We start from the raw sequence: 15,155 nt of genomic DNA, 5'->3' as shown, positions 1-15,155 counted from the left end.
CCCCAGCGTCCACAGCCCCTTCAGTGGGCTTTTCATGTTCAGCCCGGCGGCTTCAGCCCCGGGCACAAGCCGTGCGGCGGGATCCTCCTACTACCCGGTCGGATCACCGACCTCAGCCGGCTTCAGCCGGCTTTCGTTGTGGCCCGGTGGCTTTAGCCCCGGGCACGGGCCGAGCGTGAACACCGCACAAAGCGCCCGCATCGTGCCGGTTCTAGGTGCATCCCATGCGCGAGCCGGCACGATGCGGGCGCTCCGGCGAGCCGCGGGCGGCTCAGTCGGCCGAAACGACGGCCATCTTGCGCAGGCGGGCGACCGTATCGGCGAGCACCTCGACGGTGCGGTCGATCTCCTCGGCGGTGTTGTCCTTGCCGAGGGTGAGCCGGATGCTACTGGTGGCGAGCGCCGGGGACAAGCCAATCGCGGTGAGCACGTGGCTCGGCTCGGTCGAGCCGGTGGTGCAGGCCGAGCCGCTGGAGGCGGCAATGCCGTGCATGTCGAGGTTGAGGAGCACGGTCTCGCCCTCGACGCCCTCGAAGGAGATGTTGACGTTGTTGGGCAGGCGCCGCTCCCGGTCCCCGTTGAGCCGGGTTCCGGGGATGCGGGTGAGCAACGCGTCGATCAGGCGGTCCCGCAGGGCCTGGACGTGGGCCGTGCGCGCCTCTTGCTCCTGCACGGCGCGCTGGAGGGCTACCGCCATGCCGTAGATCCCGGCCACGTTCTCGGTCCCGGCGCGGTGGTTGTTCTCCTGCGCGCCGCCGCTCTGCTGCCAGAGGATCGGCGTCTGGCGGCGGACGTAGAGGACGCCGACGCCCTTCGGTCCGTAGAACTTGTGGGCCGACAGCGAGAGCAGATCCACATTGAGCGCCTGGACGTCGAGCGGCAGCCAGCCGGCAGCCTGCACAGCGTCGGTGTGGAATGGGATGCCGCGCTCGCGAGCTAGCTTCCCGATCTCCGCGATCGGCTGGATGGTCCCGATCTCGTTGTTGGCGTACATGACCGAGATCAGGATGGTGTCGTCGCGGATCGCATCGGCGATGTCCTCGACCCGGACGATGCCGTCCGGCCCGGGGCGGACGTAGGTTGCCTCAAATCCGAACTTCTCCAGATACTCGACGCTGTGGAGCACGGCGTGGTGCTCGAACGCGGTGGTGACGATGTGGCCGGGGCGATCCGGGTGCTGGAGCCGGTGCTTCCAGGCGACACCCTTGACGGCGAGGTTGTCCGCCTCGGTCGCGCCGCTGGTGAACACGATCTCGCGCGCCTGGCAGTTGAGGATCTTGGCGATGTTGGCCCGTGCCCAATCGAGGCCGGCGCGGGCGTCCCGGCCAGCGGCGTAGATGCTGGAGGGGTTGCCGAACCGCGTGGTGAGATACGGCATCATGGCCTCCAGGACCGCAGGGTCCAGCGGCGTGGTTGCAGCGTGATCGAGATAGATGTCCGTCTGGTTCACGGACCCCTCCTCTAAGTGATGTGTTGCAAGCATGCAGGGAGTTGAGTGGGTGTAGGCGCCATCGACAGCCCGCCGGTCATGGGCGTCAGCGTGCCGCCGCGGCGTGCTGATCCAGCAGGTCGGCCAGGGTCGTCGAGTCGAGCGCGGCGGCGATGCTGTCGCGGACCTTGATCCAGACCGCGCGGGTCGCGCAGCCGTCGATGATGGGGCAGAGGTCCTCGTCGCTGTCCTCGCTGACGCACGCCATGGGGGCGATGGGACCTTCCATGACCCGGTAGACCTCGCCGACGCGGACTTCGGCAGGCGGACGCGCCAGTTCATAGCCGCCATGTGCACCGCGCGTGCTCGTCACGAGGCCCGCCCGGCGAAGCGGCCCCATCAACTGTTCCAGATATGCTGCCGGTACGGCGGAATCCGATGCGATGGCAGCCAGCGGCACCGGCCCCTGGCCATACATCCGGGCTAGCGACACCATCGCCCGCATTCCGTATTCGCCACGCGTCGATACTTTCATGATGGCCTGTGCCTCTCGGAACCGGCGGGGCGCCCGTAATCATCAGTATCCTACACCGGACGCCGTAAGGGGTCAAGTAAAGGGACACCGCGGCTCTCCCCGAAAACCCAGTACGTACGCCCCTTCCGCCACGTGGCGCCGCGCGGCGCGAGCCTGGACAGGCAGCGGTCCGCGGTGGACAATGCCGGGGCGTCCCGCGTCCTGGGCGGGTGCGTCGGGCACGGGTTGGTGAGGCGGGGGTGAGATGAGCGTGGTCGCCACATGGTGACGCTGGCGGAGGCGGTGTTGCTGGGCAGCGCCGGCTTCATCGCCGGGGGGATCAACGCCGTCGCCGGTGGCGGGTCGCTGATCTCCTTCCCGGCGCTGCTGGCGGTCGGCTACCCGAGCATCACCGCGAACGTGACCAATACCGTCGCCGTCTGGCCCGGCACCATCGGAGGGTCGTTGGCCTACCGTCGTGAGCTGGAGGGCCAGCGGGACCGCATCGTCCTGCTCGGGATCACCTCGGTGGTCGGGTCGTTGATCGGCTCGGTGCTCCTGCTGGCGAGCCCCGCCCGGCTCTTCGACCAGATCGTGCCGTTTCTGATCCTCTTCGCCTGTGCGCTCCTGGCGGTGCAGGAGCGGCTGGCCCAATGGGTGCTCCGCCGCCAGGGCGACGCGAGCGGCGAGCGCTCCGCGGGGGTAATCGGCGCGCAGTTGCTCGCCTCCATCTACGGCGCCTACTTCACCGCCGGGCTGGGGATCCTCATTTTGGCCTTTCTCGGCATCTTCCTGCGGGACAACCTCCAGCGGCTGAACGCGCTGAAGGGCCTGCTCAGCGTGGTGATCAACGGGGTGTCCGCGCTCTACTTTGCCCTGTTCGGCCCGGTCGTCTGGCCGGTGGCGGCGCTGATGGCCGTCGCCAGTTGGACCGGCGGGTACCTCGGCGTGCGCGTCGCCCGGCGGCTCAGCCCGAGCCGCCTGCGGGCCGTGGTGCTGATCTACGGCGTCGGTGTCGCCCTCTGGCTGCTGGTAACCTGAACGGGTGCCCCGATCCTTCCTCGGACCCGGAATGGCTTGACCTCAACCAATGTTGAGGTGGTAAGGCGTGCGTGTCCCCGCCAGCGGGGGCACGGCTGGTGCCATTCGCAGCGCGGGTTGTCTGAGCTGGATCCGCAGTCGCCCACTACGCACGAGGAGCCCCCGACATGGAAGCCATCGCCTGGGATTCACTGTTCAAAGTGCTGCGAGCGGAGCAGGACCGGCGTCCGTTCTCCCGTGCCACCCTGCGACGGATCGCCGCGTTCGCCCGGCCCCACCGGGGACAACTGGTGGTGTTCCTGGCACTGAGCGTGGTCCTCGCGATCCTGGCAGTCGCGACGCCGATCCTCGCCGGGCGCGTCGTCGACGCCATCATCGCGGGAGCATCGGCGCGCCGGGTCGTGCTGCTGGCAAGCCTCATCGCTGCCATTGCGGTCGCCGAGGCCGGGATCGGGATCCTGAACCGCTGGCTGTCCGCGCGGATCGGCGAGGGGTTGATCCTCGACCTCCGCACCGCGGTGTTCGACCACGTGCAGCGTATGCCGATCGCCTTCTTCACCCGGACCCGGACCGGTGCGCTGGTCAGCCGGTTGAACAACGACGTGATCGGCGCCCAGCGCGCGTTCAGCGACACGCTCTCCGGCGTGGTCAGCAACGTGGTGATGCTGGCGCTCACGCTCGCGGTGATGGTGGAGATCTCGTGGCAAATCACCCTGCTGGCCTTACTGTTGCTCCCGCTGTTCGTGCTCCCGGCGCGGCGCATGGGCGTGCGGCTGGCGCAGTTCCGGCGTGAGGCGGCGAACCACAACGCGGCGATGCTGGAGCAGATGACGGAGCGCTTCTCCGCGCCCGGGGCCACGCTGGTGAAGCTGTACGGCCGGCCTGAGGAGGAATCGCGCGAGTTCGCGGCCCGCGCCCGCCGGGTGCGCGACATCGGCGTCCGGTCGGCGATGCTGCAGTGGGTCTTCATCACCGCGCTGACGCTGGTTTCGTCGCTGGCACTGGCGCTCGTGTACGGGCTTGGCGGCTTCTATGCGCTCCGCGGGCAGTTGGAAGCCGGGGCCGTGGTGTCGCTGGCCCTGCTGCTCACCCGGCTCTACGCGCCGCTCACCGCCCTGGCCGGGGCGCGCGTGGAGGTCATGGGGGCGCTGGTGAGCTTCGAGCGCGTCTTCGAGGTGCTGGACCTGGAGCCGCTCATCAAGGAGAAGCCGGATGCGCGCCGCGTGCCCGACGGCCCCGTCTCCGTCGAGTTCGACGACGTGCACTTCAGCTACCCATCGGCGGACAAGGTATCGCTCGCGTCGTTAGAGGACGTCGCCGAGCTCGACACGCGCGGCGGGATCGAGGTGCTCCACGGCGTGTCGTTCCGCGCCGAGCCGGGCCGGATGGTTGCCCTGGTTGGGTCATCCGGCGCGGGGAAGTCGACCATCGCGCAGTTGATCCCTCGGCTCTACGACGTCGACAGCGGCGCGGTGCGGTTGTCCGGGATCGACGTGCGCGATTTGTCGGCCGTGTCGATCCGCGAGACGGTGGGCATGGTGACCCAGGACGGTCACCTGTTCCACGACACGGTCCGGGGGAACCTTCGCCTTGCTTGCCCCGACGCCACGGACGAGGAACTGTGGGACGCGCTGCGCCGGGCGCGGCTCGCGGATGTCGTCGCGTCCCTTCCCGACGGGCTGGACACGGTCGTCGGCGAGCGTGGCTACCGGCTGTCGGGCGGCGAGCGCCAGCGGCTGACCATCGCGCGGCTGCTGCTCGCCGACCCGCGGGTGGTGATCCTCGACGAAGCGACCGCGCACCTGGACTCCACCTCCGAAGCGGCGGTCTCCGAGGCGCTGACCGACGCGCTGGCGGGCCGCACGGTGGTGGTGATCGCCCACCGGCTGTCGACCGTGCGGGCCGCCGATCTGATCCTCGTCGTCGAGGGCGGCCGGATCGTGGAGCGTGGCCGCCACGACGAGTTGCTGGCGGCCGGCGGCCGGTACGCGGAGCTGTACCGCACGCAAATCGCCCCGCCGCCCACCGAGGCAGCGGCGTAGGCGGCGATCCTGACACGGCTGTGACCGCATACTCAATCGCCCTCAAACGCGAGATGGCGGAGTCCTTCCTCGCCGACGCGGTCGCGTGGCGGTTGGCTCGGGCCTGGGGGTGGGTGGCGCGACGGATCCCACGCCGTGGCCCGTGCCCGGGGCTAAAGCCGCCGGGCTCACAACGAAAGCCGGCTCAAGCCGGCTGGGGCAGACCAGGACTGACACCCAGGCGATACGGCGTGCAGCTACCGGCGCGTGCCCGGGGGTTATGAAGTTTGACGAATTAGTCGTGTCTACCCGCCAGCCGCCCACGGCTTCCCGTGTGTCATCCTTCGCTGCATGGCCGCTCCGATGCGAGATCCTTCGCTGCGCTGCCCGGCGCTCCCGCGCCGGCCGGCTCCGCTCAGGATGACAAGGACGAGACGACGGACCGGTACGTGTACCACAGTAATTCGTCAAACTTCATGAGCCCCCGGGCACATGCCTGCCACGTACACCCATCCAAGATTGGTCTTACGCCATAACCCCCGGGCACGTGCTCGGATGTGGACCACTGTGCCATCAGGGGCTGAGACCGACTGCCGCCTTGGTCCTGCACGAGGCCGATCCCCCGGCTCGGGCGGTGGGGCCGTGTGGCGGGAGTACAATGTCGACACCGTGGCGATTAACGGTGACGATAGGACGATGCTCAGGGAACCGGAGCCGGAGGGCGGACGGCGATGGAGAGTCGGCAATCTGGGGCCTACGACGTGATCGTGCTGGGGCTGGGCGCGATGGGGAGCGCCGCGGCGTACCATCTGGCGTCTCGCGGCGCGCGGGTGTTGGGGGTGGATGCGCATACGCCGCCGCACCCGTTCGGGTCGTCGCACGGAAAGACACGCATCTACCGGGAGGCGTACTACGAGGCGCCAGAGTACGTGCCGCTGGTGCGACGGGCGATGGCGCTGTGGCGGGAGCTGGAGGAGGCGTCGGGGCGGACGCTGCTCACCGTGACCGGTGGACTCTGTTTCGGCGCGCCTGACACGGAACTGGTGAGTGGGACGCTTGCCAGCGCGCGGGCGCACGGGGTGCCGCACGAGTACCTGGATGCAGCCGAGGTGAACCGGCGCTTCCCTGCTTACCGGCTGCGCGAGGGGCAGATGGCGGTCTACGAGCCGGGCGCCGGGCTGATGGACCCGGAGGCGTGCGTCGTGGCGCACCTCGATCTGGCACGCGGCCACGGTGCGGAGCTGCATTACGGCGAACCGGTGCGGCGCTGGGCGGCCGAGGGCGACGGCGTGCGGGTGGAGACGGAGCTTGGGACGTACCGCGCCGGGCGGCTGGTGGTCACGGCCGGGCCGTGGGCCGGGTCGCTCCTGTCGGACCTCGGGGTGCCGCTGGAGGTGTGGCGGATCGTCCACGCCCACTTCGAGCCGGACGACGAGGAGCGCTTCGGGCTCGGCCGGTGTCCCTGGGCGATGTGGGAGGTGCCGGAGGGGTTCTACGCCGCCTTCACCGCGTTGCCGGGGCACGGGGTCAAGTTCGGCCGGCATGATGTCGGCGAATCGACGACGCCGGAGACCATCCGCCGTGAGATCGACCCGGAGGAGGTCGCGGAGCTGCGCGAGCGGCTGAACGACTACCTGCCGGGCGCGGGCGGCGCGGTGATGCAGACGTTGACCTGCATGTACACGATGACGCCTGATCGGCACTGGGTGATCGATCGGCACCCGGAGCATCCCCAGGTGGTGTTCGCCTGCGGTTTCTCCGGCCACGGCTTCAAGGCCGCCAGCGTCGTCGGCGAAGTGCTGGCCGACCTGGCGCTTGAGGGCAGGACGGCGCACGATATCGCGCTGTTCTCTCATGCCCGGTTCGAGCGCGGGGTGGTCGCGGCGGGGTGAGGGACGCACGCTCTCACCCCGCGAACGGTCCCGGGTGGTGCCGGGACGAACACCGGTGATCCGTGCGGGCCGCCGTGTGGGCGACCCCGGGGGAAGGCCCGGAGTCGCCGGCACCGTTCACGTCTTCGCAGGGAGTGTCCGGTCGCGCGCGGCAGCCGCGTCCGGGTTGAGCGGCATTCCGGCGACCCAGACGCCGACCTGGATGAGCAGGCCGCCGATGAAGCGTCGGGCAGAGCCGGCCGGCTCCCGGCCGGTGGTAGCTGCGCGGAGCACGCGCGCATGCTCCGCGCGCTGAACCCGCTCCGCATGCCGGTCGCCCACCAGGCGACCTGCGGTCCAGGGGTCGAGGGGTATCATCCTGTGGCTCCCTCCGGGGTGAGGCGAGCGTCGGGTCGTCACTGTGTCCGGTTGCCCGGGAGGCGCCTGGCGCCGATCCGGGCGGTCGCTGTGCCGGTGCGCCGCGCTAGTCCGCCACCACGCCCGGGCTCGGTTCCTGGACCGGCGCGGCGAACATCAGTCGGTAACCGTCGGGATCGCTGACGGTGAAGGTCCGATGGCCCCACTCCTGGGTCGCGATCGGGTCCACGATCTGCGCGCCACGCTCGCGGACGCGCTCGTAATAGGCATCGATGTCTCCCTCGGGGTCGGTCAGGTACAGAATGACCCCGGCACCGAGGAGCGAGCGTGCCACTGGTGACAGCGCGTCGGTGGGCGCCAGCATGATGTCCGCACCGCGCCAGTTCAGCTCCGCATGAATAGTCCGCCCAGTCTCGTCAGGGAGGACGAAGTCCACCGTGAAGTCCAGGACGTCGCGGTAGAACCGGATCGTCGCGTCGACGTCCGGGACGTGGAGAATGGGCTGGATCGTTGCCATCGAGACCCCCTCTCGGATGCCATTCCGGCGGTGAGCCACCGCTGTCTGGTCGCAATGCGATCATCTGTTCTAAGTATACGTACACATGGGCGATTGTCACCTGTCCATGAGGACAGGATGAGAACGATTGTTCGTCCAGGGCGGCGAAAAGGGGTATCAGGCTAGGAGCGCTGCCAGAGTCGCTCGGCGAGCGCGCGTCGCCGGGGCGGGACGCCGGTGCGCTCCATCTCCTCGTCCCGTTTGAGCAGAGTGCGCTGCACGTAGCGCGTGCCGATCCAGCGCAGCGGCTCCGGTTCCCAGTTGGGCGAGCGGTGCCCCACGATCGGCAAGCGGCGCAGCGGAGAGTCGTCGTCGCAGATCAGCGCGGCGAGGATCCGCCCTGCCAGGTTGGAGGTTCCAACACCGAGACCGGTGTAGCCGCGGGCGGTGGCGATGCCGGTGGGGCGGTTGTAGTCGATCGTCGGCATCCGGTCGCGCGGCATCCCGATCGGCCCGCCCCAGTGGTGAGTGAAGCGCACGCCGCGCAGCATCGGGAACCACTCCAGCGTCATGCGCTCGAGGGCGGCGCGGGCCGGCTCGTAGACGTCGGCCTCGTCGCTGATACGCGAGCCGAAGCGGTAGGGGGAGCCGCGCTCCCCGAAGGCGATGCGGCCGTCGGCGGTGCGCTGCAGGTAGTCCACGCCCAGCCGCATCGACGCGATGGTTTCGCGTCTCGCCCAGCCGATCTCGGCCCACAGATCCTCGCTCAGCGGCTCGGTGATCGCGATCTGGGTGTACACCGGCAGCACCTGGCGGCGCAGACCGGGCAGCCGGGAGAGGTACGCCTCCCCGCACAGCACGACTACCTCGGCGCGAACATCGCCCCGTGTCGTGATCAATCGCGGCCGGCTGCCGGGCACGCCCGCCTGGCGTGGCTCGAAGGCGGTGACCCGCGTCTGCTCGTAGATGGTCGCGCCCATGCGCTCGACCACCCGCGCCAGCCCGCGCACCAGCTTGCCGGGGTGGATCGTGGCACAGTGCGGGTTGTAGTACGCCGCGCGGACATTGGTCACGCGGATCCGCTCCGCGGCCTGGCGCGCGTCGAGCCACACATAATCGTCGGCGATCCCGAGATCCTGCGCTGTGCGGAACGACGCCTCCAGTGAAGGGAGTTGGTGGTCGCCGCGGGCCAGGAGCAGCGTGCCGCTCTTGATGTAGTCGATCTCCAGCCCTTCGGCCTGCGCGACCCGCCCCACCTCGTCGACGGTGTCGCGCATCGCTCGCACCAGTGCCAGCGCCCCTTCGCGACCGTACCGCCGGGCGAGCTTGGTCACCGAGTACGGGAAGCTCGCGCTGCACCAGCCGCCGTTACGCCCGGAGGCGCCGTAGCCGGCGATCTCGGCCTCGATCAGCGCGACACGCAGCGACGGCTGCCGGCGGAGCAGGTAGTAGGCGGTCCAGAGCCCGCTGAACCCGGCGCCCAGGATGGCCACATCGACCTCAATCGAGCCGTCCAACGGCGGCCGCGGGGTGAGGTCGTCTCCCGCAGTCGCAAGCCAGAAGCTGTACCGCGCGTAGTTCCGGTCCACTCGCGCCTCGCTGTCTCCCCGAACACAGACGTAGCGTGTGGCCCTGCATGGTAACCGGGCCTTCGGCGCGCGTGCAAGAGGCGGGGATGGCGCCGCGCTCGTCGCGCAACATCGTTCGTACGCGGAAATCAGGACGCGGGTACCCAATAGTCCGTGACCTATCGCCCCTGTCGCGTGTGCGTGTCTGTGCCGATACTCCCCTCAGGGTATCTAGAGATGGAGCGAAGCAACGTGCGGGAGCAAGTCGCACACGCGTGCGTGCAGGTAGCAGGGGGCAACGGCGCCGCCCTGAACGGCGCGTGTAGGGCACATGTGTTGGCCACGTTCGTCCGCGGGCTCCTCGCCGGGGAGTCGTTGGAGTCCCTGTTGACTGGGGCGTTGCACGAGCTGGCCGCGGCGACGGAGAGTGATGCCGCGGCCGTCGTCGTCCACAGGTCGGAATGGGAGGAGCACCATGCCGACCCCCGCATCATCGCCGGGAATGGGCACGACGATCTGATTCCCCCGCCGTTACCCGCGGAGTGGGATGATCCGGCGATGCGGTGTGCCCGCTGGGTGGGTCCCGACTCCAGCGGCGCCGGGCGCTACCCATGGTGCTTGATGCTCCCGATCAGCGCCGGGGATGAGCTGCGCGGGGTGCTGTGCCTGTATCGCGCCATCGGCGAGCCGTTCACGGCGGATCAGGTTGTGGTGGCCGAGTCCTTCGCGGAGGATGCGGCGCTCGCGATCGAGCAGGAGCGCCTGCTGAAGGCCGCCGACCGCCAGCGCGCGATCCTGACGAGCGTGCATAGCCTGGCACAGCGGCTGAACAGCGCACCGACGCCGGAGGCGATCGCCGAGGTGGCGGTCGAGGCGATCGCCGCGGTGATTCGGCTGGGCGGTGCGATGCTCTATCTCTTCGATCGCTCCCGCCATTTGCTGACGCTGACGGCCAGCGTCGGCTTGCCGGAGGGCGTTGCGGAAGCGATCAAGCACATCTCGCTCGGCACGACGCCCTGCGGCACGGCAGCTCTCGAGCGGGATCTGGTGGTGGCGACCAATCTGGCAGCCGATCCGCGCTGGCCCCGTGCCGCCGAGCTGGCGGCGCAGTTCCCCATGCTCCACACCGTCTGGTCCGTCCCGCTCATCGGGGAGCAGGACGATTTGCTGGGAACCCTCGCGCTGTTCCACCCGGAGCCACGCACCCCCGGGGAGTTGGATACGGCGCTGCTGCGGCTCCTCGCGCATCAGGTGGCGGTTGCCCTCGAGCGGGCGCTTCTGGCCGACCGCACGCGCGATCTCTACCGGGCCTCGGTCGCGTCACTGGCGGCCGCTGTCGACGCGAAGGATCCGTACATCCGCAATCATTCCCGGCGCGTCGCCGCCTACAGCCGGCAGATCGCCCAGGCCATGGGACTCCCGCCGTCCGAGGTGGAGGTCATCGAGTTGGCCGGGTTGCTGCACGACGTGGGCAAGATCGGCATTCCGGATCGGGTCTTGCAGAAGCCGGGCAAGCTCGACGCCGACGAGTGGACGATGATCCGGCGGCACCCGGATCTGGGCGCGCGCATCCTGGCTGACAACCCGGCGCTCGCCCCCATCGTCCCGATCATCCGGCACCACCACGAGCGGTACGACGGACGCGGCTACCCGGACGGGCTCGCCGGGGATGAGATCCCCCTCGGCGCGGCGATCGTGGGCCTGGCCGATGCGTTCGAGACGATGCTGTCCAATCGCCCGTACCGCGTCGCGATGAGCTGGGAGGACGTCATCGCGGAGGTGCGGCGCTGCCGGGGGAGCCACTTCGCCCCACAAGTCGTGGATGCTCTGTTCGCCGCCCTGGAGGCGGGTATGCTCGAGCCGATCCGGGATGATCCGCCGCCGGCCGGCGCCCTGCCGATGCCACGGGCCGCAGGCGCCGAGGCCCGCGCCCTCGGGCTGCTCCAGCGCATCAGCGCCGAGGTCAGCGCGCTGCTGGATATCGACCGCTTCCTGCGCCGCCTGGTCTCCGTGTTGGAGTCCGAATTCCCCGACTCGGTCTGCGACATCTTGCTATGCAACCCGGATCAGGGCTACCTGATGCTCGTCACGCCTGACGGCGAGTACCCGCACCTGCCCGTCCTCTCCGGCACCTACATCCTCGAAGAGAATCGCGGCATTGCCGGGTGGGTGGCCCGCCATGGGGTCTCACAGAACGTCCCCGACACCAGTCAGGATTCGCGCTACGTCATGCGCGGTTCCCACCCGATGCGCTCGGAGCTGGCGGTGCCGCTCTTGATCGATGGGCGCTGCATCGGTGTCCTCAATCTGGAGAGCCCGCACGTCGCCGCCTTCTCGCTGACCGATCAGCACGTGCTGGAGATGATCGCCACCTATGTGGCGCAGGCCATGGAGGTGGCCCACCTCCACGATCAGCTCAAGCGTCAGGCCGACCTCGACCCGATGACCGGGCTGCTCAACTACCGCGCCTTCTACGAGCGGCTTGAGCAGGAGTTGGAGCGGGCACGGCAGACCGGCAGCCGGCTTGCCATCGCGATCCTGGATGCCGACGGGATGAAGGCGCTGAACGACGCGGCAGGGTATCAGCGGGGCAACGAGGCCATCCGCACCCTGGCCGGGATCCTGGCGGCCCACGTCCGGCCCGGCGACGCGGTGGCGCGCTTCGGCGGCGACGAGTTCGCGCTGATCGTCCCCGGGATCGCCCCCTGGGCGCTACAGTCCCGCCTGCAGGAGATCGACCAGGCGATCGCGGAAGCCGGCAAGTCCGAGATGCTCCCCACCGTCTCCTGGGGACTGGCGGCGTTCCCCCAGGATGGCACGTGCGCCAGCGAGCTGATTGCCCGCGCCGATGCGGCGATGCACCAAGCCAAGCGGTACCGGACGCACCACGTGGGATCCTGCTAGCAACGGCGCGGCCCCTGCCTGACTTGACATTCGATTGCGTCCCGGTTAGCCTACCAGCGACGTTCGCGTACGGCGAAGGGATGCCGCATGTCGCGTTCGGATGCACCACCCCCAACGCAGGCACCCCGCCGCCCGCTTCAGCCGCCGTTGTTCGAATTGGGTACCGACGGGCGGCTCCGTGGGCATGTCGCGCTCGTCCCTGACCTCACGCCGGAGTCCAGCCTGGAGATCGCGCGCTACTGGTACCGTCGCTACCTGGAGCAGTCCGGCCACCCGCGCAACACGGTCAACTCGTACAGCTACGACCTGGCGGTGTTCGAGATGCTGATCGGCTCGAAGCCGATCGGCGAGATTCGCCCGCGCGACATCGCGCTCTTCCTCGATGACAGCCAGACGCGCTCAACGCGGAAGCGCCGGCTCACATCCGTCTCGGGCCTCTTCAAGTTCCTCATCGACAAGGCGCAGGTGCTGGAGCACGACCCGACGGAGTCGTTCTACCCGGAGCACATTCCACTGAAGACGCCGCGACCCCTCTTCCGAGAGGAGCAGGAGCGGATCCTCGCGGCCGCGGAGGCCGATGGGCCCCGCGCGCACGCGGCCGTCTGGTTGATGCTGTGCCTCGGGCTCTCACGCGGCGAGGTGCTGCAGTTGCGCGCCGACCATGTCGATCTCTCCGACCCCGAGCAACCGGTTGTCTACGTGTTCTACGAGAACCCCCGCCACCGGGGGCGCGAGCGCAAGCTGGCCGCTGGCGCTCCCTTTACGGCGATCTACCGCCGGCTCGTCGAAGAGCACGGGCCGCTGGACTACCTGATCCCGATCCTGCCGCAGTCGCTCAACAAGCTGGTGGAGCGAGTCGCGCAGGCGGCCGGGATTCAGCGGCACGTGACACCGCAGACACTTCGCGACACCTTCGCGGTCAACCGTGCTCGGGAGGGGGCCGACGAGGCGGAACTGCTGCGCCTGCTCGGCCTGGCCGACGACTCCCGCAACCGCATGAGCGTCCGTCGCTACATCAAGCTCGCCGAGCCGCCACTTCTCGCCGAGCAAGCTGCCCCCCGCGGCGCCTGAGGGCGCTGGTGGGCGATTTCACCTCACGCAGCCCTTGTCACGATGCTCGCCGCACAGCGGCGGGCGGCTCCGCTCAGAATGACCGCAACGCAGGCGCTCGCCCGCCGTGGGATCACAGCCGAGGGCGGAGCGAGATGTGGGTGAGGATGTCGTCGAGCACCTGCGCCGACGGGCGGTTGGTGTCGAGCGTGAGCTGCGGAACGTTTTCCAGCGGGGCGAGTACGTCGCCGTACCGCCGGCGCTGCTCCTGGTAGACCGCCCAGTCGGCCTCGCTCGGGTCGGCCATCAGGCCACTGCGCCGCGCGAGGCGCTCCTCCACCACGGCGGGCGGCGCCTGGCATTCGATGAGGAGCAGGTCGACGCCCAGCTCCGCGGCCATGTCGCGGGCTGCCTCCCGCCAGGTCGGGTCGAGGAAGGTCGCGTCCAGCACGGCCGAGCGGCCGGCCGTCAGCGAGGTGCGTGCCCGGTCCAGCAGTTCCTGGTACGTGCGCGCGGTCAAACTCGGCTCGTAGATGCCCGTCCCGTACGGCACCGGCTCGTGGCTCTGCACGGGCCGTCCGGCGATCTCCTTGCGCACCACATCGGACGACGACAGCGATGCCCCGAGCGCCCGCGCCAGCCGGTAGGCGATAACGCTCTTGCCCGTGCCGGACAACCCACCCACGAGGAACAACGTGGGGCGCTCCGGCTCCACCAGGTAGGAAGTCGCCAGGTCGATGTAGCGCTCCGCCTCCGACTTGACGGCGACGTACTCGGGCAGCTCCGGCGCGATCTCGTCCAGCCGGAAGCAGGCCACCTTGTTGCGCACGTGCGCCCGGTACACAGAGAAGAAGTGCACCAGGAGCGGCAGGTCGTCATCCTCCAGCCGCTCGGCAAGCATGGTCACCAGCGACCGGGATAGGTCGGGGCGCCCGTGGTAGTCCAGGTCCATCGCAAGGAAGGCGATGTCCACGGCGATATCTCCGCAGCGCAGGCGGGGGTTGAACTCGACGCAGTCGATGATCTGCAGCTCCTCCGGGCGCAGCCCCTGGACACAGATATGCGCCAGGTGAAGGTCGCCGTGCCCCTCGCGGATGCGGCCCGCGGCGATGCGCTCCCGGAACAGCTCCTCGTGCTCCGCGAAGAAGCGCGCAGACATCTCGTCGATGAGCCGGTGCTGCACCGGCGCGATGATGGTGCCGACGTAGGGCTGGGTCTGTTCCACGTTCTCCCGGATGCTGAAGTGCGCCGCCTCGGCCGTGCCCCACTCGTCCACGCCGGGCCCGGTCGCCGCTTCGCGATAAAACGCGGCGAGTCGATCGGCCAGGGCCGGGAAGACCCGCTCGTCTACCGTGCCCGAGGTGATGAGGTAGTTCAGCATCTGGTTGTCCGGGAGCCGGTTCATCTTGACCGCGTACTCGACCTCTGGCCCGTCCCCGAAGAGCTGGAGCCGCCCACCGACCTCCACGACCGGGACGACGTCCAGGTACACGCCCTGGCTGAGGCGTCGGTTCAGGCGGATCTCTTCGTGGCAGAAGTGGCGACGCCGCTCCAGCGTGCTGAAGTCGAGGAAGCCGAAGTTGACCGGCTTTTTGATCTTGTAGACGAGGTCGTCCGCGAGGAACACGATAGAGGCGTGTGTCTCCTCGATCGCGATCTCCGTGACCGGGTGCGGGTAGGCTTCGGTCCGGCTCAGATCGGCGATGATCCGGGCCATGTGCTCGCGCGCGGCTGCTTCCTGGTCTACCATCGCCCCTCCTCAGCGGCAGACGTGGACACCGGCGACCCTCCGGCTCGCCAAGAGCGTACGGTCCCGGGCGCCATCTGGCAAGGAGTGCAACGTGTGGGCGAAGGGGTGGAGGGAACGGTTCCCCCTCACCCCC

At 69.3% G+C, this 15,155-nt stretch carries 11 protein-coding genes; 5 read left to right on the top strand and 6 right to left on the bottom strand.

Annotated elements, in window-relative coordinates:
• Positions 1-271: 271 nt before the first annotated feature.
• The gene (locus IRZ30_RS09890; protein WP_294084831.1) at positions 272-1,450 is read right to left on the bottom strand and encodes a cysteine desulfurase family protein; all 1,179 of its coding nucleotides are present in this window, start codon (positions 1,448-1,450) and stop codon (positions 272-274) included.
• Positions 1,451-1,535: 85 nt separating this feature from the next.
• Positions 1,536-1,964, bottom strand: coding sequence for an Rrf2 family transcriptional regulator (locus tag IRZ30_RS09885; protein WP_294084830.1), 429 nt, complete (start codon positions 1,962-1,964; stop codon positions 1,536-1,538).
• A 261-nt stretch (positions 1,965-2,225) separates the two neighbouring features.
• Here IRZ30_RS09885 and IRZ30_RS09880 point away from each other — a divergent pair, with 261 nt between their 5' ends.
• The 3 genes from IRZ30_RS09880 (at position 2,226) to solA (ending at position 6,897) form a co-directional block, all read left to right on the top strand.
• A complete protein-coding gene (locus IRZ30_RS09880; RefSeq protein WP_294084829.1) occupies positions 2,226-2,984 on the top strand; it encodes a sulfite exporter TauE/SafE family protein in 759 nt (252 codons plus the stop codon).
• A 167-nt stretch (positions 2,985-3,151) separates the two neighbouring features.
• Positions 3,152-5,026, top strand: a complete 1,875-nt coding sequence (locus IRZ30_RS09875) for an ABC transporter ATP-binding protein (protein WP_294084828.1) — start codon at positions 3,152-3,154, stop codon at positions 5,024-5,026.
• Positions 5,027-5,736: 710 nt separating this feature from the next.
• The gene (gene solA, locus IRZ30_RS09870) at positions 5,737-6,897 is read left to right on the top strand and encodes an N-methyl-L-tryptophan oxidase (RefSeq protein ID WP_294084827.1); all 1,161 of its coding nucleotides are present in this window, start codon (positions 5,737-5,739) and stop codon (positions 6,895-6,897) included.
• Positions 6,898-7,014: 117 nt separating this feature from the next.
• Here the strand turns inward: solA and IRZ30_RS09865 are convergent, their stop codons facing one another.
• The 3 genes from IRZ30_RS09865 to IRZ30_RS09855 all read right to left on the bottom strand — a co-directional run bounded on the left by IRZ30_RS09865 (position 7,015) and on the right by IRZ30_RS09855 (position 9,339).
• Entirely contained in the window at positions 7,015-7,254 is a 240-nt protein-coding gene (locus IRZ30_RS09865; protein WP_294084826.1) for a hypothetical protein, read from the bottom strand.
• 106 nt (positions 7,255-7,360) lie between these two features.
• A complete protein-coding gene (locus IRZ30_RS09860) occupies positions 7,361-7,771 on the bottom strand; it encodes a VOC family protein (protein ID WP_294084825.1) in 411 nt (136 codons plus the stop codon).
• 161 nt (positions 7,772-7,932) lie between these two features.
• Entirely contained in the window at positions 7,933-9,339 is a 1,407-nt protein-coding gene (locus IRZ30_RS09855; RefSeq protein WP_294084824.1) for an FAD-dependent oxidoreductase, read from the bottom strand.
• Positions 9,340-9,570: 231 nt separating this feature from the next.
• Between IRZ30_RS09855 and IRZ30_RS09850 the strand changes: the two genes are divergently transcribed.
• Together IRZ30_RS09850 and IRZ30_RS09845 are read left to right on the top strand one after the other, a co-directional pair.
• Positions 9,571-12,222 carry a GAF domain-containing protein gene (locus IRZ30_RS09850; RefSeq protein ID WP_294084823.1) on the top strand — a complete coding sequence of 884 codons (2,652 nt, stop codon included), beginning with the start codon at positions 9,571-9,573 and terminating at the stop codon, positions 12,220-12,222.
• Between the two features lie 87 nt (positions 12,223-12,309).
• Positions 12,310-13,293, top strand: a complete 984-nt coding sequence (locus IRZ30_RS09845) for a tyrosine-type recombinase/integrase (RefSeq protein WP_294084822.1) — start codon at positions 12,310-12,312, stop codon at positions 13,291-13,293.
• Positions 13,294-13,405: 112 nt separating this feature from the next.
• Here IRZ30_RS09845 and IRZ30_RS09840 read toward each other — a convergent pair whose 3' ends face one another.
• Positions 13,406-15,022, bottom strand: coding sequence for a bifunctional aminoglycoside phosphotransferase/ATP-binding protein (locus tag IRZ30_RS09840; protein WP_294084821.1), 1,617 nt, complete (start codon positions 15,020-15,022; stop codon positions 13,406-13,408).
• Between the last annotated feature and the right edge of the window lie 133 nt (positions 15,023-15,155).

The organism is Sphaerobacter sp. (assembly GCF_019683595.1).
Lineage (GTDB): Bacteria > Chloroflexota > Chloroflexia > Thermomicrobiales > Thermomicrobiaceae > Sphaerobacter.
This window is presented reverse-complemented; position numbering and strand designations above follow the sequence as displayed.

Coding starts and splice junctions, on each gene's coding strand:
- IRZ30_RS09840 (WP_294084821.1), bottom strand. CDS start 15,022: ATGGTAGACCAGGAAGCAGCCGCGCGCGAGCACATGGCCCGGATCATC.
- IRZ30_RS09880 (WP_294084829.1), top strand. CDS start 2,226: ATGGTGACGCTGGCGGAGGCGGTGTTGCTGGGCAGCGCCGGCTTCATC.
- IRZ30_RS09875 (WP_294084828.1), top strand. CDS start 3,152: ATGGAAGCCATCGCCTGGGATTCACTGTTCAAAGTGCTGCGAGCGGAG.
- IRZ30_RS09865 (WP_294084826.1), bottom strand. CDS start 7,254: ATGATACCCCTCGACCCCTGGACCGCAGGTCGCCTGGTGGGCGACCGG.
- solA (WP_294084827.1), top strand. CDS start 5,737: ATGGAGAGTCGGCAATCTGGGGCCTACGACGTGATCGTGCTGGGGCTG.
- IRZ30_RS09885 (WP_294084830.1), bottom strand. CDS start 1,964: ATGAAAGTATCGACGCGTGGCGAATACGGAATGCGGGCGATGGTGTCG.
- IRZ30_RS09860 (WP_294084825.1), bottom strand. CDS start 7,771: ATGGCAACGATCCAGCCCATTCTCCACGTCCCGGACGTCGACGCGACG.
- IRZ30_RS09845 (WP_294084822.1), top strand. CDS start 12,310: ATGTCGCGTTCGGATGCACCACCCCCAACGCAGGCACCCCGCCGCCCG.